This window comes from Flavobacterium frigidum (assembly GCF_048286735.1).
GTDB lineage: Bacteria > Bacteroidota > Bacteroidia > Flavobacteriales > Flavobacteriaceae > Flavobacterium.
This window is the reverse complement of the sequence record NZ_JBLVPU010000018.1, coordinates 14,799-36,315: the sequence shown is the minus strand read 5'-3', so window position 1 is coordinate 36,315 and position 21,517 is coordinate 14,799. Positions and strand designations below refer to the sequence as shown.

The window sequence follows — 21,517 nt, the reverse complement described above, 5'->3', positions numbered from 1 at the left end:
TTACTTGGTTAAAGTCCAATCGATTATTATTTCATCTTGATTTGTGTTGGCCACGGAACCATTTGGAGCTTGTTTTTGCGGAAACACATTTTTGTTTCTGTTAGTAACCATAAATTTTTTTGTCGCAGGATCGAAAGTGGCAGTGACTAAATCTACTGCTTGATTGATGTACACCGTATTTCCTTTGATGGCTAAGTCAGTAGCGCCTGGAGCTTTTATAAAATGGAGTCGGATAGGTTTCTTAGGATCGGTGTAATCATAAACATGAAAACCTTTATTGACATCGTTAATAAACATTAAATCGTCCTTAATGTAGATTTTTCCCGATTTAATAATAGGCTGGGCATTTTGAAAAGCAATGGAGGTTTCGAGGGCGCTCCGAGTAATAATAACCGGTTTGTATTCTTGACGCGGAAAGTCACCGGTATCCGTTGTAGGCCAACAGGAAACGAACAGAAATGAAACCAACATAAGAAGTACTATTTTTTTCATTGCAAAATGTTTTTATAAAGATATCAAAAAGAGGATTTGGTTGCGTTACGATAGTGTTATTGTTTGTTTAGCGAGATATTGATAGTTGACGAGTGAAATTTTGCAACGCGCCGATGGTTTTCTTAAAATCCCGATGGTTGGTTTTCCCGAAATTTTGAACATTTCAGTTTCGGCGGCAATCATCATTCAGAACTTGACGAATCGATTGCGCAATTCAAACATAAATTGGCACTTATCCGAAACTGAAATTTTGAAGAAGCGTTTGGCTTGGGCTAAAAATTCAATTAAAGATAGTATAAGAATTGAAGAACGGTATTATGCTGATAATGTGAAATAGTTATTTTATATTGCTACAGTTGTATTTTTTATTTAAAAAATAGCATGTAACTTGTACTGTTTTCATAAAACAAGATACTTTATCGAATACTGTATTTAACGCATGATTAAAAAAGAAAAACAATGAAAGAATTTAAAAATAGCAATGAAAATTTAATAAATACTATATTGCCAGCTGGAGCAGAGGGAGTAATTGCTCCTATTTTAATTCCAAAAGAAGATACAGAGAATAATAAGGAGTACTGCGCTGGTTATTTCCAGAGACCAAAGGTTTTATTTTTTGATGTAAATGAAACGTTGCTGGATCTTAATGTGATGAAAAAAAGTATTGGTGCAGCGCTTGGAGATCGTCCTGAGTTAATGCCTTTATGGTTCACTACAATGCTTCAATATTCATTGGTTACTACAGTAGCAAATCAATATCATGATTTCGGAACAATTGGAGCCGCTGTACTTATGATGGTTGCCCACAAAAATGGAATTGCTATAACGGATAAACAAGCCAAAGATGCTGTTGCCGCAATTTTATCATTGCCTGCACATCCAGAAGTGAAAGAATCACTCTTACTTTTAAAAAAAGAGGGTTTTAAATTGGTTGCCTTCACTAACTCTTCCAATAAGGCAGTTGAAACGCAACTGAAATATGCGGGAATTCATGATATATTTGACGATGTGTTGAGTATAGAAGATGTAGCTAAATTCAAACCACATGTAGATACCTATAATTGGGCTGCTAGAAAAATGAGATTAAAACCAAATGAATGTATGTTGATAGCGGCGCACGGTTGGGATGTTGCTGGTGCAAATTGGGCGGGTTGGCAAACGGCTTTTGTCAGCCGTCCGGAACAGCAATTGTTTCCTCTTGCAAATTTACCTGAAATTAATGAAGAGAATATTTTATCAGTTGCTCAGAAGCTAATCTCAATACCATTTCAGCAGTTCTAATCATTTAAAAATACACGAATCGATTGCGCAATTCAAACATCGCTTGGCACTTATCCGAAACTGAAATTTTGGAGAAGCGTTTGGCTTGGGCCAAAAGTTCTATTAAAGATAGTATAAGAATCGAAGTGCGATATTTTGAGGAACATTAAAACGTTGTTTCACTTTCCAGTTGTATGTCTTTTATGTTACTCGGATTCATTTTATAGCGGTATACGCCGTTGTTCCCAATAGCAAATAAGGTATTGTCGCATACAATTAAATCAAAGCAATTTTTGTCAATAGCATGCACTAAAACAGGTTAAGCAGGATTTTGAATACTTACAAATACACCTTAACAACGTCATTGAGTTACAGTTTTATAAAAGACTTTTTTGCACAAGTCACGCCAGCCGATGACACGAATAAAAATTTTATAACCACAAGAAATGTAGCGAGTCAAGCAGTATGGAACCTGAGCGTTTCCTATCCTTTTAGTCTAAAAAATGGCATGATGTATTTGTTAATGTATCTGCTTCAATCAATTCTAACAACGGATATAAAAACCTACAATTTAGTGTAATATCATTTATAATTTTAGCAATAGCGAAACTAAAACGGCAAAACGAAGCTCAAGTATAGAAAAGGAAAATAAAGGTTATGAGTTTAAAAGAGATTTTAGTTAAGCACAGTTATTGAAAAACGAAGCGTTTAGCTGTGTTATTTAATTAATTATCGTGACCATCACCGTCGAAGTAAATTTCAGAGATGGCAGTATTTTGTTTTTTCCCTTAATCGAAGCACAAGTATTAATTTAAGTACTGAACTCGCTTTTAACAAACTATATGTTCTAGCTGTTAGCCGAAGTATTATTTGTACTTTTCAAATAACCATTTAGGAATTTCTTCGGTCATTAAAAAAGGAGCGACAATATTATTATGATTTAGGTTACTAAAAGTTGTAAAAATTAAATTTTTGTTTGAAGATAATTTTTTAAACAATTCAACACTTCCATGATAAGGATTTTCATCATCTTTTTCGCCGTGAATAAGCCAAATATTTTTATTATTTAATTTTTTAAGATTTGAGAAATCAGGAACTGCTGCAACCGAAATAATTGCCGCAAATTTATTTGGTGCAATATTTAGTAAATTTTGTGCAGTTGAAGCACCCATGGAATAACCAATTAAATAAATTCTATTTTTATCAATGTTAGGATATTCTTGTTCAGTATTTTGAATTAATTCCAATAAAGCAAAAACATCGCTTGAAGGTTTTGAAATTGGAATACCCTCAATATTTTTTTCATAATTTGATGAACGCTTGTTGAATTGCGGTGCAATAACATAACATTGATATTTATTATAAATTTCAGGCCTTAACCAATTTTTCGCAAATGGTTCAAGTTGATTTTCATTATCATTTCCAATTCGAGAAGAGTTGTGAAAAGTAATTATTAATGGATATTTCTGGCTTTCAATATTATTCTTTGGTGTTAAAAGTCTGTACGGAATTACTATATCTTTTTTAGTAAATATTTTTTTTTCAAATACTTCAGTATTTATATTGTTTAGTGAGTTTCTATTATTTACAAAAGTTAAACTGTCAACAGTTGTGTCGCGGTATTCTTTGTTTTGTGCAAAAATAAAATTTGCAGTTAAACTCAAAAAAATTATCGTTAGAATTACTTTTAAATTTCCTTTATACATAATGTTTTTCTAAAATTACTGCCAATATTTCGAGTTGCATCAAGTTGCAAACCTTGTAACCGATTATTTTTTGTTAAAAATTAAATTTTTTGCGGAACATAAAAGTTAATTACCTCTCTACTCATATTTTATACTTGCATAACCTACCCAATGTTTTTGAGTGGCTATAGCTGTAGTTCCCATACCTAAATCTTCTACTTTTATAAGGTCATGATCTATACTTGATGCGTAACCTAAAAAAGTCCCTATCAAAGGTTTGTTGTATAATGCCTGATTTAATTTATTGGCAAAACTCACTCCAAAAGGTACAGAATAACGACCACACCAAACCCATTTATATTCTTTGTAATCCCTATTTTGTAAGGTGTATTCTGTAAATGTTTTTACTTTTACTTGATTAATTTCGTTTACTAAACACTTCTCAATGATCTCCATATCTAAAGCTCTAGCTTTTTTAGTACCTATATCATCTACTCCAAATGGAGCTAAATCACCACTCCAATTTTCAGTACCATAATGTACAGCATCGTTAGAAATGACAACTGCGACATCCTTTCCATATGTAAGATGCTTTTCTTTTAAAATTTTTGATACAACATCAGAAAGAACATCGCTTATGCTTTCAATTGTTTCGTAATTGATGTACGGCACCAGTATTGGAATAATTTGTAGGTTCTTGTTTTTGCGATGTAAAAAAGGTATGATAGCTTCTAATGAATGTTCTAACTCTTGCATATCGTTATGAACTAGGTAGGAAGATTGTGGCAGTTGCGCCATAATTTCAGCATTTAAATCAGACACTTTTAAATCACCATAAGGCGATTTCCAATGAGTGAAATCTCCAAAGATGATTTTGTCCTGAAGTTTAAAGTTTCGAGCGCGATGTGCAACACCAATCAAAATAATTGTGTTGGCATTAATTCCTTTAAGCGATTCGTAGTACAAACGTCCAGCGTATTTATAATCGTCATGCGGACTTATAGCAGCTTTCCACTGCTTATTATTTTTAGAATCCTTAATCCCTAAACGGTTATAAATAGAATCTAATTGCCAATTGTATTTTGTAAAACCAATCGTATCATGCACAGGCCGAACTTTCTTTTCTAGTGCTAGGTCTGGTACTGCATTTTTTATATTTTTTTCAATTTTACAACTGAAACAACACAAACAGATTAGAATAAGTAGTAATCGCATAATAAATTTTATTTCAAGCAATTTACGCTTAAAAACGCTATCTGATAACGGTCGCAATTTTTAGATCCATTTTTGTTTTAGGATACTGTTTGGTTTAAGATTGGTGAATTGCTACTTTGAGTCTTTCTCATAAATTGCTAAAATTTTAGGTTGTTTTGCATGCTGTTGTGTGCACGGTTTGCAAATCCGCACTAACTAAGTACTTCAGCCGTTATATTGCCAAACTACTATTATTGGTTCGGGCTTTTATTAAAACTATTTCCAAGTTTCGTTGTTAGATTCAAAATTATTGGTCTGATAAATCTGTACGCGACCAGACCAATAACTGCAACTATTAGTATAAACACTGTTGGAATTATTGCTCCAAAGGTGTACGTCATACCAAGAATAAACCCTAAGATAAATTCTGAGTAATATACTGGGATAATAAAGCTGAGTATAATTATTATATATAGAACATTGTTTAAGAACGGTTTATAATCATTTGTAAAAGAAGTTGAAAGCAAAATTCCAAACGCTAACCCTGTTATAAAAAGCCAAAAAACGGTGCTAATAAAGTTATTCGTCTGTGGTGTTTGTGAATTTTTTTTATAAAGTCTCTTTTCAATCCTACTCAAAAGAAACCAAGTAAGAATAGGCAATAGTATACCACTCCACCAATTTGAAATTGAAGGAAGGTCTTGTAGATCTAGAATATGATGACTAGTGACACCACCGTGAAAATGCTCCCAAAAAAGGAAGCTAAAAATTAAAAATGTCACAACACTTACAATAAAGGCTTTTATCTTTGTCAAATTTTGTCTTTGCATGTATTTTGATTTGCTATTTTTATAGTATATCAATCTGACCGATCACGTTATAGCTGCTCTTAGCGGGACATTATGTTGTGGTTAAAAAGGCATAAATATAGTTACCAATAATTCCTAATAATATCCCTGAAAATATTGTCCAAAAATATTTTTTCCAATTATTTCTGTAACTTTTTAAAATTTCAATTTTGTCCTTTTCAGAATCATTTGTAAGTAAAATAAAGCTGGGTTTATTTTGCAAATGAATTTCATCAATGATAATTCCAACAATTTTCGCTAAAATCAATGTTGCAATAAATAAGAAAACATATCCAAAATAATGATGAATCCAAAATTTAGTATCAAGATTTAAATTTTGACGCAAATTAATAGTTTTAAAAGTGCAAAATCCTAAAGTTGTTATTGTCAAAAATCCAGTAATAATTGATGTAACTGTTTCATCTCCAAATCGTATATATTTTGATAATCTGGTTTCTTCTTTTACAATAGTTTTCAAATGCTTACTTAATAATGCTTCTATGTCAGCACCCCACGTTCTTGCAGTGTGGTTTATTAAAATATTTACATATGAATTACCATAATAACGAATTCCATTTTCATTACTTATAGGATATTCTGAATGGTTAGTTGTGAAAGATAAGTTTATTTCTTGTCTTTCATAGTTATTTTTATCTCTAAATTTTATTAAATATTGCCAAGTTAAGTGGACTGCTTTTGATATTAAAGGAAGATTTTCGTTATAATGTATTAAATGGTCATATCCATTTAGTGTTACCGTTGAATTGTCATCGTAGTAAACTGTTGTTCTAAATTGAATTAATTGAGAATCATTTTGTTGAGTTATCCTTTGATCTAATATTTCGTGAATAGTTGTGATTGTACTTTTTTGAATTTCAAATGAACCAGGAAAATTTTTAGATATAGTTTGTGGTTTACCAAGTAGACTTACAATAAAATCTTTGAATTGATCTTCATTAAAAGGTAATGCTACGTGACCTGAAGTGTTCATTAATTCATTTTTTTCTTCCATTTTTTTTAAAAATTATTATAAATTGTTATTTGTAAGTTTAGATAGTTTTTTGGTTGTCCTGCTACCAACGTTTCCTTGCTAGAGCTAGTGGCGACTTATGGAAAGCTTTTTTCATAACCGACTGAGCGAAGTTATGAAAAAGAAACACACAATTTACCGCAAAACTAGCCATTAGTTTTAGCGCTTGGTAGCAGATGTCGCTTAGTGGTAATTTTTCCGTTCTTTGCGGACATTATCGTTTTCATATTCAATATCTCTAAAAAATTCTTTAAATGGAAATCCATAAATAGATTCGCCAGGCAAATTTTTTATCAAATTATATTTTGTTATGAGTTCAAAATCATATTTTTTATACTTTTTTAATTGAGAATTTATTTTTGGTTGTAGTTCCCAAGATTTCCCCATTTGCGATAATGAATTAGTGAATAAAATTGCTTGTTCGTATGTTGAAAGTTGACTACGTAAAATCTTCACATATTCATATTTTGTTTGATAATCAATGTTATCATGATTATTAATGAATTTTACTGTTTGATATAAATGGCGGAAATAATGACCTAATCTAAATTGATGACCACCATAATATTTAATATATCTATTGTGGTAATCTCTAATTGTTTCAGCAAATTGAAAGTCATCATCCAATTTTTTGGTTTTTCTCCAATCGTAAATTTGAGTAACAATTTCAGTTCTCTTACCTCTAGTTTTTCGATTTGACAATACTGCCCATTTCTCTAGTATATCTTTATCATAAGCAGGTTTAAGGCTTATAAATCTCAATATATCGTTGATAAATTTAGGTTTATATTTTTGGCTAAATAAATTTTCTAAAATTAATAAGCCTTCCGAACTAACACCATAAAACACTATACTATAGCATATATCGACTTTCGCTAAAGTTGTCAAATTAATTTTGTTCTCAATAATATATATATCATTTAGAAGTTCTTTTTCATAATCTGGAAGATAAATTTTGTCACGCCTAAAAAATGGACCCAATTCATTTTTACATATTACAAATTGATTGAAAATTACTTTGAATACAGATTTCCCTTCATAAATAGTTTTGTCTATAAAAAGTGAATCATAGTTTTCAACTAATTCTTTTCCATCAAATCTCAGTTCATTTACATTGTCTCTATGTAACTTAACTAGATCAAAAAACTTACTTTCTAATCTTTCTTTTTCAAATGAACTTCTCTGTTCATTAAAAGTTAGATAAAGAAAGTAAAAACCTGCAGCAGAAATTATTGTTCCGACAACTCCTCCAATAAAATCACCAATTTGACCTGTAACATCATATTCTACGGGAGAATTCCAAAATGTATAACCATCGTCAAGTGTTATTAATAACAAAATAACTGTTATTAATAGCGATAATACAATAAAGAAATAAGCAATGTTTTTATTGTCGTTTTTCATAAGATGATTTCTTGATAATTGCGGATTTCTGCGCTTTCTGCTAACTTGTATTTACGTCTAATAAAATCAGACCTATCACCCCAAAATAGGATATATAGGTATTATGAACGTCATCCTTTATTATTTTCAAATATATAAATAAATCGCTGAAAATACTTATAAAACATATTAGTAGTTTATTTATTTTCCAACATAGATTCTTTGGGTACAGGATTAGTATGGGAAACCGTAAACGAAGTTATGTACCGCAAAATCCCTAGCCCCGACAGCAGCGGAAAGCCTATGACGGTTGAAAACTACTTTTTTCTGGTGGTGGCAGAGCGACCAACGGAAGCTCCTGCCAGTGACTAGAAAAAGAGTTTGAAACCAAATAGCTTGCAGCGTAGGGCGGGAGTAGCTCCTGTAAATGAGGTACAAAAAAATTCCCCAACTACTTTCGTAATTGAGGAATGTAATAGTAAGGAATTGAAACGGTTATTAGTTAACAATAACCCATTGTCCTGAAGCGATTAGGCTCTCGGCTTTTTTGTATTTCATTTCTTGTGTTTGTCCGTTGGCCACATTTTGAATCGTAACATTATCATTGCGATTAATTTTTGGCATGTCGCGCACAATGGTTTCGGTAACTTGTTTTTGTTGGGTTTGTCCTGCCTCACGGTTGGCCGCTTCACTACTCACAATCTCGTCTTTGCTCAATTGGTAATCGTCTTGTTGACGTACTTCTTTCGCTTCTTGAATTTGTTGGTTTTCTTGAGCCGGTAAATCCCCTTTAAACAAGAACGAAATCACTTCTTTATTTACATTGTCGATCATGGCTCTAAACAAATTGAACGCCTCGAGTTTGTAAATAAGTAATGGATCTTTTTGTTCGTGTACCGCAAGTTGAACGGATTGTTTCAATTCATCCATTTTGCGTAAGTGTTTCTTCCAAGCTTCATCTACAATAGACAAGGTAATATTTTTTTCGAAATCAGCAACAAGTTGAGCTCCTATGGTTTCGTATGCTTTTTTCAAATCAGTAACTACATTCAACGATTTGATTCCGTCCGTAAAAGGAACTACAATACGCTCAAACTGGTTGTTCTTGTCTTCGTAAACGCTTTTTATAATAGGGAACGCTTCTCTGGCACTTCTTTCGGTTTTCTCGGTGTAATATTCCAGCGTTGCTTTGTATATTTTACCGGTAAGTTCCATCTCCGTCAATTTGCTGAATTCACTTTCAGTAACTGGTGAAGTAATCGAGAAATAACGAATTAATTCGAATTCGAAGTTTTTGAAATTATTTGCTGCTTTGTTTTGGTCTACGATCAATTCACAAGTATCGTAAAGCATGTTGGCAATATCTAATTTCAAACGCTCTCCAAACAAAGCATGACGACGACGTTTGTACACTACTTCACGTTGCGCATTCATTACGTCATCATATTCTAATAAACGCTTACGAACACCAAAGTTGTTTTCTTCTACCTTTTTCTGAGCACGTTCGATAGATTTAGTCATCATAGAATGCTGAATCACTTCGCCTTCCTGCAATCCCATTCTGTCCATCACCTTTGCTACTCTTTCAGAACCAAACAAACGCATTAGGTTATCTTCAAGAGATACATAAAACTGAGAACTTCCCGGATCTCCTTGACGTCCTGCACGACCACGCAATTGGCGGTCTACACGACGCGAATCATGACGTTCAGTTCCTACAATAGCTAATCCACCAGCAGCTTTTACTTCGGCAGATAATTTAATATCGGTACCACGACCAGCCATGTTAGTTGCAATAGTTACCACACCTGGTTTTCCAGCTTCTTCAACAATTTGTGCTTCTTGTTTGTGCATTTTTGCATTCAAGACATTGTGTGCAACGCCTCTCATTTTCAACATTCGGCTTAACAATTCTGAAATTTCTACAGAAGTGGTACCAATAAGAACTGGCCTTCCTGCTTTAGATAATTCCGTTACGTCTTCGATTACGGCATTGAATTTTTCACGAGTGGTTTTATAAATAAAATCCTCTTTGTCTTTTCTTGCCATTCCTCTGTTCGTAGGAATTTCTACTACGTCTAGCTTGTATATTTGCCATAACTCGCCCGCTTCTGTTACTGCAGTTCCAGTCATTCCTCCCAGTTTGTTGTACATTCTGAAGTAATTCTGTAACGTAACTGTTGCAAATGTTTGTGTGGCAGCTTCGATTTTTACATTTTCTTTGGCTTCAATCGCTTGGTGCAATCCGTCAGAATAACGACGACCGTCCATGATACGACCCGTTTGCTCATCTACAATCATGATTTTGTTATCCATGATTACGTATTCTACATCTTTTTCAAATAAAGCGTAAGCTTTCAAAAGTTGTGTCAAGGTATGAATACGCTCGCTTTTGATTCCGAAATCTTGAAACAATTGTTCTTTTTCTTCGGCTTCAGCGTCTTTATCTAATTTTTTCTTTTCGATAGCTGCAATTTCAGTTCCAATGTCTGGAAGGACAAAAAAGTCTGAATCGGTATCGCCAGAAAGGTATTTGATACCGTTATCCGTCAATTCAACCTGATTGTTTTTTTCTTCAATAACAAAATACAATGCCTCATCAATCTTGTGCATGTCTCTCTTGTTGTCCTGCATGTACTGATTTTCGGTTTTTTGAAGCAATTGTTTAATTCCTTCTTCACTCAAAAATTTAATCAATGCTTTGTTTTTTGGCAAAGCACGATACGCTCTCAACAATTGGAATCCGCCTTCTTTAGTATTCCCTGCTGCGATTAATTTTTTTGCATCGGATAAAAACCCATTGGCCAACTGACGTTGTATGCTAACTAAGTTTTCAATTTTTGGTTTTAATTCATTAAATTCATGACGATCTCCTTGTGGTACCGGTCCTGAAATAATCAATGGTGTTCTGGCATCATCAATCAAAACTGAATCAACCTCATCGACAATGGCATAATTGTGTTTTCTCTGAACTAAGTCTTCTGGCGAGTGTGCCATGTTATCTCGTAAGTAATCAAAACCAAATTCATTATTTGTTCCGTACGTGATATCGGCGTCGTATGCTTTTTTTCTTCCTTCTGAACTTGGTTGGTAATTGTCAATACACTCAACAGTCATCCCGTGAAATTCGAATAATGGCGCTTTCCAAGTACTATCTCTTTTTGCCAAGTAATCATTCACAGTTACTAGATGCACACCGTTTCCTGTCAACGCATTTAAGTAAAGCGGTAAGGTGGCTACCAATGTTTTTCCTTCACCGGTTTGCATTTCGGCTACTTTTCCTTCATGCAACACCATTCCGCCAATTAATTGTACGTCATAGTGAATCATGTCCCACGTAATTTCTTTCCCTGCAGCACTCCATGAATTTGCCCAAATTGCGTTTTCACCATCTAAGGTAATGTAGCTTTTGGTTGCTGAAAGTTCGCGATCAAGAGGTGATGCAGTAACTGTAATCTCAGTATTATCTTTGAAACGTCTTGCTGTTTCTTTTACAACGGCAAATGCTTCTGGGAGAATTTCTAATAATGTTTTTTCAGAAATATCGTAAGCTTCTTTTTCTAATGCGTCTATAGCAACGTAGATATCTTCTCTTTTGTCAATATCTTCAATGCTTTCTACCTCTAGTTTAAGTGCTGCAATTTTAGCGTCTTTATCAGCGCGTGCTTGTTTTATTCTATCCTTAAAAAAAGCAGTACGTCCTCTAAGCTCATCATGAGATAATGCCATTAGCGGAGTTTCAAAAGTTTTAATTTTGTTTAAAAACGGTTGTAAAACTTTGACATCTTTTTGGGATTTATCCCCAACAAAGACTTTAATAATACTATTTATAAAACTCATAATATGTTTTTATTTCTGTTTGTGTAATTCTGTAAATTTAAACAAAAAAAAAGCCTCTTTTGAGACTTTTTCTTGGTTTACTTTTTAATATTCGTCCTCGTTCCAAAGATAATCTTCGTCAGTAGGATAATCAGGCCAAATTTCTTCCATTGATTCATATATCTCGCCTTCGTCTTCTATAGACTGAAGGTTTTCTACTACTTCTAATGGAGCTCCTGCTCTAATAGCGTAGTCAATAAGTTCGTCTTTGTTAGCAGGCCACGGTGCATCGCTTAAATAAGATGCTAATTCTAATGTCCAATACATGTATAGTCTATTTAGTTTTGTGCAAAAATAAATTTTTTACTGAAAAAGACAAGTAAAAAATGATTTATTTTTAGTTAAAGTTAAGAACGTCTTTTTTAGTTTAAAGTTTCAGGTTTAAAGTTTAACGTTTTCGTATCAAAAACTTCGACTAAAAACCGCTAACTACTTCCTCGGAATCCATTTTACTTCATCCGCATTAAGATCGTGAGACAACTTCCGTGCCAACACAAAAAGGTAGTCAGAAAGTCGGTTTAAGTACTTGATTGCGATATCCGCTACGGGTTCATTATGGCTTAAGTGCACTGCTAATCGCTCTGCACGGCGACAAACGCAACGTGCTATATGACAATATGACACAGTAGTATGTCCTCCAGGAAGTACAAAATGAGTCATGGGTGGCAAGGCATTTTCCATGCTGTCGATTTCATTTTCTAATAATTCTATATCAGATTCTATAATGCCTAGTTTTTTTAAACGCAGTTCGCCGTTTTTCTTGACTTCTTTTTCTGGCGGTGTTGCTAAAATGGCACCAACCGTAAAGAGACGATCCTGAATTTCGATAAGTATTTCTTTATAATGCGCATTCATTTCTTGATCGCGAATTAATCCTATGTGTGAGTTGAGTTCATCAACGGTTCCATAGCTTTCAATTCGGGCGTGATCTTTTGGGACTCTGGTTCCACCAAAAAGGGCTGTGGTTCCTTTATCTCCGGTCTTTGTATATACTTTCATTTAGATTATAAATTGTTGATTAACGATTTTAGATTTTAGTCTTTTGAAAACGAGGTCAAACTCTTTTAAAACTTTGAAAAAACAGTTTTTTTTAACCATTAAGAAATTAAGTTCATTAAGTCTTAATTTTCTTAATGGTTTAAATTTATTTAAGTTTAAAAAGGTTAAAAGTGTTTACCTTGATTTGAAAACTAGGGCAAATGCTTTTAAAACTTTGAAAAAACAGTTTTTTTTTAACCATTAAGAAATCAAGTTCATTAAGTCTTAATTTTCTTAATGGTTTAAATTTTTTTAAGTCTAGAGGTTAAAAGTGTTTACCTTGATTTTAAAACTAGGGCAAACGCTTTTAAAGCTTTGAAAAAACATTTTTTTTTAACCATTAAGAAATTAAGTTCATTAAGTCTTAATTTTCTTAATTTCTTAATGGTTTAAATTTTTTTAAGTCTAAAGGTTAAAAGTGTTTGCCTTGATTTGAAAACAAAATTACTGTATTAATTCCACAATTGCGTTAACAAAGCGTTCCAGTGCGATTTCGCTGAGATTGAAATATAAATCGGGTTCAATACATTCAATTTCCATTAAATGAAGTTCGCTATTTATGATAATTCCGTCTACTCTGGCATACAATAAATGATCTGGAAATGTATTTACAATTTTTTGGGCTTTTTCAATAAGTGTTGTAGTTGGTTGAACCAAAGTGTACTGTCCTCCAAATAGCGATTGAACTCTAAAATCGCCATCAACGGGTTTTTTGTTAACGGCATGAGAGAATTTTTTATCGAAAAAGATAAAGGAAGTTTCTCCTATTGTTTGAATCTCGGGCATGAATTCTTGTAGAAGCAACTCTTTTTCAGCTGCAATACTTATGTACTTTTCATTGATTGTTTGTATTTCGGAAACATTAAATACTTCGGTGAGATAGGATCCTGCTGAGAATGCTGGTTTTATAACGGCTCTTTTCCAGTGTGACGGAATCACTTCAGTAAGATTAAGATGGTTCGTTTTGTCAATAAAAACGGTTGGTAAAATTGTAACTCCCAGTTTTTGAAGATCGCGCAAATAAAACTTATGAATATTTTGCTGGATTATTGCGATAGGATTGAGTGTTTTGATTCCCAGTTTTTCTATTTGGTCGAGCCAAATTTTAAATTCGGTTTCTTTCTCGAAATAATCCCACGTATTGCGAAAAATCAAATAATCAAAGTCGGTCCAATTAACGGTTTTATCGTCCCAAATAGTGGCTTTAGCGTCGATGTTGTGTTTGGCTAATTCCGTAATTATGTTTTGATCTTCCGGATTTAAGTCAGGAAGTTTTTCGCAGGTTAAAATGGCGATTTTCATTTTATAGAGGTATTGTATGATGATGGTGAACGCAATTATTATGAGGATTTCCTAGCCCGGATAGTAGTGGAGATCCTTTTCTAAAAGCGTGCAGCCTTTTTTGGCTGAAAGGTTTTAGAAAATATTGTAGCGGATAGCCGGATCAGCTCCCGAAAAAAAAATTATTTAATTGTATCGCTTTCAATGAGTCCATCACGCAAACGAATGACTCTGTGGGCATAAGCGGCAATTTCTTCTTCGTGTGTTACCAAGATTACCGTATTTCCGTTGGCATGGATGTCTCCAAAAAGTTTCATGATTTCTAAGGAGGTTTTGCTGTCTAAATTTCCAGTAGGCTCATCGGCAAGAATGATAGAAGGTTTGTTTACCAAAGCACGCGCAATAGCCACACGCTGGCGTTGTCCTCCAGAAAGTTGGTTGGGTTGGTGATCCATTCTATCGGCAAGGTTCACTTGTTCGAGTACTTCGGTAGCTCTTGTTTTTCGTTCCGATTTTGAAAATCCAGCATAGATCATTGGTAATGCTACATTATCTAATGCGGTAGTTCTTGGTAAAAGGTTGAAGGTTTGAAAAACAAATCCAATTTCTTTGTTCCGAATCTCGGCTAATTCATCATCTCGCATTTGGCTGACATCTTTTCCGTTCAGAATATAACTCCCAGAAGTTGGTGTGTCTAAACATCCTAATAAATTCATTAAAGTTGATTTTCCAGAACCTGAGGGGCCCATTAATGCAACGTATTCTCCTTTATTTATTTGTAAATCAATGCCTTTAAGTACGTAAACGATTTCATTTCCAAGAACAAAATCTCGTTTGATATTGGTTATTTGGATGAGCGGGTTTGCCATTAGATGATATGATTTTTGACCTTTGACGATGCGCAGGCAGCTATTAAATTAGATTTTAAAAGTACAAAACACTTTTGAATTAATAATAAGTACCTGTTTCTTAAAATTTGTTACATTTTATACCTGACTTTTAAATTTTAATTCACAGGGCAAAGTCAAACTCTTTTTGTTTTTACTGATTTGACAAAAAAATCCAATTTTTATACACCAAAACAGTTAATTATAATTTATACTATTTAAGAGTTAATTTATATAATTCACACATATATTTCATTTATTTCATAATTACATATAATATTTATAAGATTTTTGGATTATAATTACGAATTGAATAATACTTCTTACATTTACATAAATAATATTAATCAAATCAAGTTGTTATGAAAAGTACAAAAATGGTGTTAGGAATAGCGGTAATCGCTTTAGGATTTACTTCATGTAAAGATGAAAAAGCTGTAGAGGCAGAAAAAACCGTAGATTCATATGTAATGTATGTGGACTCATTGGGTAATGTTGCTTCTGAGGATGCTAAAGAAAATTGGGACGGAATTGAAGCTACATATCAATTAAAAAGTGGAGATGCTCAAGCGGCATTGGCTAACATGAAAGACAATACAGCGGCACAAGAACGTTTGGCTGCTGCTACTGCAAAGTATGAGGCAATGAAAGCTAAATATGAAGCAGAAGTGCAAGATAATGCTAAAGTTGCTGTAGCGGCTAATCCAAAACAACAATTAAGAAACGCTTTGTTTGGTGAAGGAAAAATAGGCGAAGACATGAATTTTAGTTGGGTAAACAAAGATAACATTCTTGGGATTTATCAAAATTTTGTAAATACTGTAGATAATAATAAGGATGCGTATTCTCGTGAGGATTGGGACGAAGTTAAATTGATGTACGAAGCATTAGATAGCAGAAAAAATACAGTTGAAAAAGAAGGTCTTTCAGGAGACGATAACAGAAAAATTGCTGGTTTAAAGTTGAAGTTTGCACCAATGTATACATTGAACAGAATGGGAGCTAAAAATGGTGAAATGCAAAGAGCTAAAGAATAAGGTTTATTAATTCACTTTTGAAAAATGACAGTCAGCAATGGCTGTCATTTTTTTTTAGATTCGAATTATAAAATGTTGTTTGGGTTGTTCCCGCCTAAAAAAGACCAATCCCCACTGAAAGGTATCTATGGTGACCGTTACTTTTGGATGGGTTTTTATAATTTCCCAAGCATTTTTCATTTCTGGCGACCAATTGATGTCGTCGATTATCCAAACCGTTTCATTTGTAATCGTAGGAAGTAATAAATCGAAATAGTCTAGTGTTGCTTTTTTGGAGTGGTTTCCGTCGAAATAGATAAGTTTAAAGTTTAAAGTTTGAAGTTGTATGTCACCCAAAAAACTACTAAACTCAGTTACGATTGGATTTACATTATCAAAATTGAATAATTGTAATTCACTTTTTGCAATTGCCATTGTGTTAGGACAACCTTCAAGCGTTGTAATTTTGGCTTTTATCCCGACGCTTTGGGATCCTAAAGAAAGTGCAGCAGTAGCCAATCCTAACGAAGTTCCAATTTCTAAAACAGAGTCAGGCTGAAAATAGTGGGTGATTCTAAATAATAATTCGGCTCGTTTTCTAGATATTCCAGCGGTTTTGGCAATCTGAGCAATCACTCTTGTATTCGATTTGAAAACTTTCGAACCCGCACCAAAATCAGTGACTTCAATAGTGTTCTTATTTGCTAAAAGCGAGTTTCTATACTTCCTTAATACTGCATATTCCGGTTTTGATTTTTTATCATAGAAACATTTTGTCAGTAAACTAAACACAAACGGAGAATGTACCGCATGCTCATTTTTAGAGTGCCAAAGAAATTTAAGGTAGGATTGGATTTGAAATAACATAGTCATTATTACGCAAAGGTTCGCAAAGTAAAAACGCAAAGATACACGGAGATTTTTTAAAATTTGAAAACAAAAAATAAACTTTGCGAGGCTCAGTGTTTGCTTTGTGAAGCTTTGCGAAATAGCGCTTTAACTTTAAAAATATCCGACTTTAAAAAACCTATCTTTGCGCGCTTAGAATTTCCACCAATATTACATTCACTTTTTACAATAATGATTGAATTACCAGATACTAAAACGGCCATAACTTCAGATGAAATTGAGAAATGCATCGCTATTTTAGCCCAATTAAATTCCGATACGGATCAAATTTTTGATATCCCAAAAGAACAACGAACGGCATTAATCAAAGCGGCTGGAATGTTTTCCAGACCTGATCGTGACGAGTTTTCTAAACGTAAAAAAGATGGGAAATTAGTTGCCAAACGTAAAAAAGAAAAGCAAGATAGAACCGCAAGGAAAGAAACTGGAATTCGCTCTGCACGTGAAGCGACTATTTTTATAGCACCAAAGCTTTTGGCTTTTAATGATTTGGCTAGCAAAGAGCAACTAGAATTAGAAACTCCACGAAACTGTTACGTTTGTAAAACCGAGTTTACTAGGATGCACCACTTTTACGATTCGATGTGTGCTGATTGTGGTGATTTTAATTATGCCAAACGTTTCCAAACCGCCGATGTAAAAGGGCAAGTTGCCGTTATTACAGGTTCTAGATTAAAAATTGGCTATCACATTACGTTGATGCTTTTACGGGGAGGAGCAACCGTTGTGGCAACTACACGTTTTCCAGTCGATTCGGCTTTGCGATTTTCTAAAGAGCCTGATTTTATGGATTGGGTACACCGTTTGAAAATTCACGGCTTAGACTTGCGACACATTCCGAGTGTGGAGATTTTTTGCAATTTTATCGAGCAAAAATACAAGCGATTGGATATTCTGATTAATAATGCGGCCCAAACCGTGAGACGTCCTGCCGGATTCTACACCCATTTAATGGAAAACGAAGAACGTTCCATTGCTTCTTTACCACAACAAGCACAAGAATTATTACTGGATCATACGAATTGTCTGGATGAATTGAAAGTGTTGACCACTGGTTTTTCATCCAATGAAAATATGCCTGTCACTTGGCACGGACCAGAACCTGGAATTGGGTTGCGGGCTTCAGCCAAATTATCGCAGATTCCCTATTCGTTTGACAATGCCTTGGTAGCGCAAGAAGTTTTCCCAGAAGGAGAACTCGATGCCGACCTTCAGCAAGTAGATTTGCGAAAAACAAACAGTTGGCGACTAAAATTAGGTCAAATAGAAACCACGGAGATGATCGAAGTGCAGCTGGTGAATTCTGTAGCACCATTTGTATTGTGTAACCGCCTTTCGGAAGTGATGAAGAAAGACAACACAGGCAAAAAACACATCATCAATGTTTCTGCTATGGAAGGGAAGTTTTACCGCGATTTCAAGGAAGACCGACATCCGCATACCAATATGGCGAAAGCCGCTTTGAACATGTTAACGCATACTGCCGCAGGTACTTTGGCTAAAGACGGAATTTTTATGAATGCAGTAGATACGGGTTGGGTAACCGACGAAGATCCTGCAGAATTAGCCAAAAGAAAACAGGAAGAACAAGATTTTCAACCGCCATTAGACATTGTAGATGGCGCTGCTCGAGTGATGGATCCATTATTTGACGGAATTAATACTGGAAAACATTGGTGCGGCAAGTTTTTAAAAGATTACAATCCGATTTCCTGGTAGAAAGCCCCCTAACCCCAGAGGGGGAATTAAAATTGTCATAGAAAAAAAACCACAACAGAATTGGATTTTGTTGTGGTTTTTTGTTGCTGTTAATTAGTGTTTGGATTATTAATGCGCAATCACGGTTTGCGGTTTATGATCCGGCTAAGGGTGTCCCGAAAATACCGACTGCAAGTTCAATCCAAATTAGGAGAAGCGCAGCCAGAATAACTCCACAAAGAATGATTCGATGATTGGTTTTTTTTACCTTTCTTATGACAAGCTCACAAATAAAACTAGTGCCGAGAAGTAAAACACCAGCAACCACAAAATCGAACAGGGTCCAGTTTACTTCATTTGTGAATTGCATTGCTATTAATGGAATGAGCAATAAAACAACTACTGTGAGGACGATGCCAATAAGCCTTTTGTTTTCCATAATTGTAATTTTCAGTTTTATAGATTAATTTGGTTGTTTGTAACACGAAAGTAAGATCTTCAATCAATTAAATTACAAATAAAATTTACAACAGAATTGGATTTTCAGAAGTTTTTTGTGCTTACTATTGTGGCCGCAAAGTCAGAGATATTTGTGCAGCGTAATCAAGAATTACTGTGTATTTGGAAGAGCGGGCTTTCATTGTTCGTGATATGCACGCAACGAAAACCTAGCTTTTTGCTGTAGTCTATTTTTTTTGTAATTCTTGTTTTACAATTTGGTCAAAATTATCTTTATTTACTTTGAGATACTTATCTAAAAGTTTATAATAATTATCATCAGTTTTTCCACTACAAATAAGTTCTAATACTTTATCAAAACCTTTTTCACGTTCTAATTTTCGCATAAATATTGCAGAAATAGGAAATTTTATTCTAATTGGATGTTGAAGAATATTGTTCTTTTGAAAAACTTCATATAGTGATTTGTCGGGATTTTCTTTTATGAAGTTTTCTAATAGCTCAAAAATTTCTGATGGCTTTCTCCCCCAATAATCAGTTGTGTAAATATTGTATCCTTCTTCTGCTGTCCAATTCCTAATTTCATTTCCAAATTTTCTTTCAAAATATAAATGCGTTAAATCGTGGTTATATTCCTCTAAATTTGTTCCAGAAATAAAAATTTGTCCTTTATCTAAAATCCAACTAGAACGCACATCTCCATTTATTTGTAAAAAGTAATCAATCCCAAGAAGTTTATAAACTTCTTGTATGTCTTTACATTTGTAATATCCAAAAGCAATTGGGCTTAGATTCAGTTTTTTAGCAATTTCAGCATTATATTTTTCAAATTTTAAAGCATTTTCTTTATTAAAATTATCATCAAAATGAAAAGTTATTTTTTTTTGTTTTTTGTAATTCCAGTTTTTTACATTCTCTTCAAAAGGACAGTAGAAGTTAAAATTTCCGTTTTCACTCTTTGCTATAACTGAAAAATTAATACGGTTTAAAATTTGGTTTTTGTCATCAATTCCGAAATATGAAATATCAATTTTATAAGATCTATCAGATTGCAGAACTATATTTTTTAAGTATGGTTTGAAAAATCTTGTACCATATTTATCACTATTTTGAATATTATTAAAAATATCAAAATAATCTTTGTATTTAAATAAATGAACTTTCGCAATTACTCCAGAGTTAATATTGCCATTTTCAATATCTTGAATAAATATTTTGAGATTTTCAATCAGATATTTTTTTGCTATCGAATCAGTTGGGATTTTAATTTGCGGAGTGATTATTAAGTCTGAATTTTGTCCAAAAGCTAAAAATGTTACGCTTAAAAACAGAATAAGAAGAACAGATTTTAAATAATTTTTCATTTTCACATCCTATTTTTATAAATTACATCCAACCTGTAAATAAAGCTAATGAAATCATCTCAACCTACCATTATATGGTGTCTTATTCTGATAAAAATCAAAATTTATATTTATCAAAAATATATAAAATAAACTACAAAACACCAATCGGACTTTTATTTAATTATTATTTTTCTTACTAGTTAAAAATTGGTTTTTGTGACTATAATTGTGGGCGCAAAGTCAGAGACATTTGTGCAGCGTAATCAAAAACCTTTGCATACTTCGTAGAGCGGGAAGTTTTTGAAAGATTATAATTCGATTGCTTGGTAGAGATGGTATGTTTGTAAATAAAAAAACCATAACAGAATTGGATTTTGTTGTGGTTTATCAATTTGTTAATACAAACATTATTTACTATTCTTCTAGCATTTTTTCGACCTCTTTTTGTAATATGGGTAAATGTCGAATTACAATTCCCCAAATCACATCGTCAGAAACAGAATCATAACCGTGAATTATTCTATTTCTAACATCAACTATTTTTCTGGAGTTCGAAATAATGATTTCGCTATCTTCTTTTAAAATACGGTTCATTGCTTCGCCAATGATTTCAATATTCCTTTCGATGGCTCTTTTTGTCCTCACATCATTTTCATAGGCTTTGAACTCTTTTGGTTTATCAATAAAATAACTTTCTATTTCATTGATAGAACTTAAAATATCATAAAGCCAAGTTTTAATATTATTGTCCATAAATCAGTTGTTTATTTTGATTTATAGTTTGTCGAAAATAGGGATTTTTAATTGCTTTTTCTTCAAGCAAATCAATTTCTCTTTTTAGGATTGTTTCTAATGAAAATTTCAAATCATAATAATTATCTGCATAATCTAAGACATCTATCAGTTGAAATTCAACGATTAAGTCAATGTCACTTTCCGTATTGAATTTTTCAGTTAAAACAGAACCAAATACATACAATGACTTAACATTATGCGTTTTGCATAATTTTGTTATAGCAGCAGTATGGATTTCAATTGGATTCATATTTTAAAAAGGTAAATTCAAAAATACGCAAAATAATTCATTTACGGGAATTGTTCATAAGTTGAAT

The 21,517-nt window shown here is 33.2% G+C and carries 20 protein-coding genes and 1 pseudogene; 5 read left to right on the top strand and 16 right to left on the bottom strand.

Annotated elements, in window-relative coordinates; all coding sequences use genetic code 11:
- Complete coding sequence (locus tag ACNQGO_RS11395) at nucleotides 1-492, bottom strand: hypothetical protein (protein WP_417979228.1); 492 nt, start codon at nucleotides 490-492, stop codon at nucleotides 1-3.
- Nucleotides 493-577: 85 nt separating this feature from the next.
- On the opposite strand from ACNQGO_RS11395, the pseudogene ACNQGO_RS11390 reads away from it, so the two are divergent.
- From ACNQGO_RS11390 to ACNQGO_RS11380, 3 genes and pseudogenes are all read left to right on the top strand, one after another.
- Nucleotides 578-829 (top strand): annotated as a pseudogene (locus ACNQGO_RS11390) (TrmH family RNA methyltransferase); the annotation flags it as partial.
- 122 nt (nucleotides 830-951) lie between these two features.
- On the top strand, nucleotides 952-1,773 hold the full coding sequence (locus tag ACNQGO_RS11385; RefSeq protein WP_417944386.1) for a haloacid dehalogenase type II: 822 nt from the start codon (nucleotides 952-954) through the stop codon (nucleotides 1,771-1,773).
- Between the two features lie 310 nt (nucleotides 1,774-2,083).
- Entirely contained in the window at nucleotides 2,084-2,332 is a 249-nt protein-coding gene (locus tag ACNQGO_RS11380) for a hypothetical protein (RefSeq protein ID WP_417944387.1), read from the top strand.
- 286 nt (nucleotides 2,333-2,618) lie between these two features.
- On the opposite strand, the gene ACNQGO_RS11375 is transcribed toward ACNQGO_RS11380, so the two are convergent.
- The 10 genes from ACNQGO_RS11375 to ACNQGO_RS11330 form a co-directional block, all read right to left on the bottom strand.
- Nucleotides 2,619-3,416 carry a carboxylesterase family protein gene (locus tag ACNQGO_RS11375; RefSeq protein ID WP_417985309.1) on the bottom strand — a complete coding sequence of 266 codons (798 nt, stop codon included), beginning with the start codon at nucleotides 3,414-3,416 and terminating at the stop codon, nucleotides 2,619-2,621.
- A 159-nt stretch (nucleotides 3,417-3,575) separates the two neighbouring features.
- Nucleotides 3,576-4,652, bottom strand: coding sequence for an AmmeMemoRadiSam system protein B (gene amrB, locus ACNQGO_RS11370; protein ID WP_417944389.1), 1,077 nt, complete (start codon nucleotides 4,650-4,652; stop codon nucleotides 3,576-3,578).
- Nucleotides 4,653-4,882: 230 nt separating this feature from the next.
- Complete coding sequence (locus ACNQGO_RS11365; RefSeq protein ID WP_417979232.1) at nucleotides 4,883-5,446, bottom strand: hypothetical protein; 564 nt, start codon at nucleotides 5,444-5,446, stop codon at nucleotides 4,883-4,885.
- A gap of 85 nt (nucleotides 5,447-5,531) precedes the next feature.
- Nucleotides 5,532-6,491, bottom strand: coding sequence for a hypothetical protein (locus ACNQGO_RS11360; RefSeq protein WP_417947949.1), 960 nt, complete (start codon nucleotides 6,489-6,491; stop codon nucleotides 5,532-5,534).
- A 201-nt stretch (nucleotides 6,492-6,692) separates the two neighbouring features.
- Nucleotides 6,693-7,913, bottom strand: coding sequence for a putative phage abortive infection protein (locus ACNQGO_RS11355; protein ID WP_417970690.1), 1,221 nt, complete (start codon nucleotides 7,911-7,913; stop codon nucleotides 6,693-6,695).
- Nucleotides 7,914-8,390: 477 nt separating this feature from the next.
- Nucleotides 8,391-11,732 carry a preprotein translocase subunit SecA gene (gene secA, locus ACNQGO_RS11350; protein WP_417985308.1) on the bottom strand — a complete coding sequence of 1,114 codons (3,342 nt, stop codon included), beginning with the start codon at nucleotides 11,730-11,732 and terminating at the stop codon, nucleotides 8,391-8,393.
- Nucleotides 11,733-11,816: 84 nt separating this feature from the next.
- Complete coding sequence (locus tag ACNQGO_RS11345; RefSeq protein WP_007138072.1) at nucleotides 11,817-12,038, bottom strand: DUF2795 domain-containing protein; 222 nt, start codon at nucleotides 12,036-12,038, stop codon at nucleotides 11,817-11,819.
- A gap of 162 nt (nucleotides 12,039-12,200) precedes the next feature.
- Nucleotides 12,201-12,770, bottom strand: a complete 570-nt coding sequence (locus ACNQGO_RS11340; RefSeq protein WP_417947085.1) for a cob(I)yrinic acid a,c-diamide adenosyltransferase — start codon at nucleotides 12,768-12,770, stop codon at nucleotides 12,201-12,203.
- A gap of 483 nt (nucleotides 12,771-13,253) precedes the next feature.
- The gene (locus ACNQGO_RS11335) at nucleotides 13,254-14,111 is read right to left on the bottom strand and encodes an ATP-grasp domain-containing protein (RefSeq protein WP_417947086.1); all 858 of its coding nucleotides are present in this window, start codon (nucleotides 14,109-14,111) and stop codon (nucleotides 13,254-13,256) included.
- Nucleotides 14,112-14,272: 161 nt separating this feature from the next.
- Nucleotides 14,273-14,959, bottom strand: a complete 687-nt coding sequence (locus ACNQGO_RS11330; RefSeq protein ID WP_417947088.1) for an ABC transporter ATP-binding protein — start codon at nucleotides 14,957-14,959, stop codon at nucleotides 14,273-14,275.
- A gap of 380 nt (nucleotides 14,960-15,339) precedes the next feature.
- On the opposite strand from ACNQGO_RS11330, the gene ACNQGO_RS11325 reads away from it, so the two are divergent.
- Nucleotides 15,340-16,014 carry a hypothetical protein gene (locus tag ACNQGO_RS11325; protein WP_417947090.1) on the top strand — a complete coding sequence of 225 codons (675 nt, stop codon included), beginning with the start codon at nucleotides 15,340-15,342 and terminating at the stop codon, nucleotides 16,012-16,014.
- Between the two features lie 54 nt (nucleotides 16,015-16,068).
- Here the strand turns inward: ACNQGO_RS11325 and ACNQGO_RS11320 are convergent, their stop codons facing one another.
- Nucleotides 16,069-16,860: an O-methyltransferase gene (locus ACNQGO_RS11320; protein ID WP_417947092.1), complete on the bottom strand. Its 792-nt coding sequence runs from the start codon at nucleotides 16,858-16,860 to the stop codon at nucleotides 16,069-16,071.
- Between the two features lie 213 nt (nucleotides 16,861-17,073).
- On the opposite strand from ACNQGO_RS11320, the gene ACNQGO_RS11315 reads away from it, so the two are divergent.
- On the top strand, nucleotides 17,074-18,621 hold the full coding sequence (locus tag ACNQGO_RS11315; RefSeq protein ID WP_417985307.1) for an SDR family NAD(P)-dependent oxidoreductase: 1,548 nt from the start codon (nucleotides 17,074-17,076) through the stop codon (nucleotides 18,619-18,621).
- Between the two features lie 133 nt (nucleotides 18,622-18,754).
- On the opposite strand, the gene ACNQGO_RS11310 is transcribed toward ACNQGO_RS11315, so the two are convergent.
- From ACNQGO_RS11310 to ACNQGO_RS11295, 4 genes are all read right to left on the bottom strand, one after another.
- Nucleotides 18,755-19,039: a hypothetical protein gene (locus ACNQGO_RS11310; protein ID WP_417985306.1), complete on the bottom strand. Its 285-nt coding sequence runs from the start codon at nucleotides 19,037-19,039 to the stop codon at nucleotides 18,755-18,757.
- Between the two features lie 247 nt (nucleotides 19,040-19,286).
- Complete coding sequence (locus ACNQGO_RS11305) at nucleotides 19,287-20,423, bottom strand: hypothetical protein (RefSeq protein WP_417985305.1); 1,137 nt, start codon at nucleotides 20,421-20,423, stop codon at nucleotides 19,287-19,289.
- A 396-nt stretch (nucleotides 20,424-20,819) separates the two neighbouring features.
- Entirely contained in the window at nucleotides 20,820-21,158 is a 339-nt protein-coding gene (locus ACNQGO_RS11300) for a HepT-like ribonuclease domain-containing protein (RefSeq protein WP_309760806.1), read from the bottom strand.
- Complete coding sequence (locus tag ACNQGO_RS11295; RefSeq protein ID WP_417979240.1) at nucleotides 21,148-21,450, bottom strand: nucleotidyltransferase family protein; 303 nt, start codon at nucleotides 21,448-21,450, stop codon at nucleotides 21,148-21,150. Before ACNQGO_RS11295 ends, ACNQGO_RS11300 begins: the two co-directional genes overlap by 11 nt.
- Nucleotides 21,451-21,517: the final 67 nt, after the last annotated feature.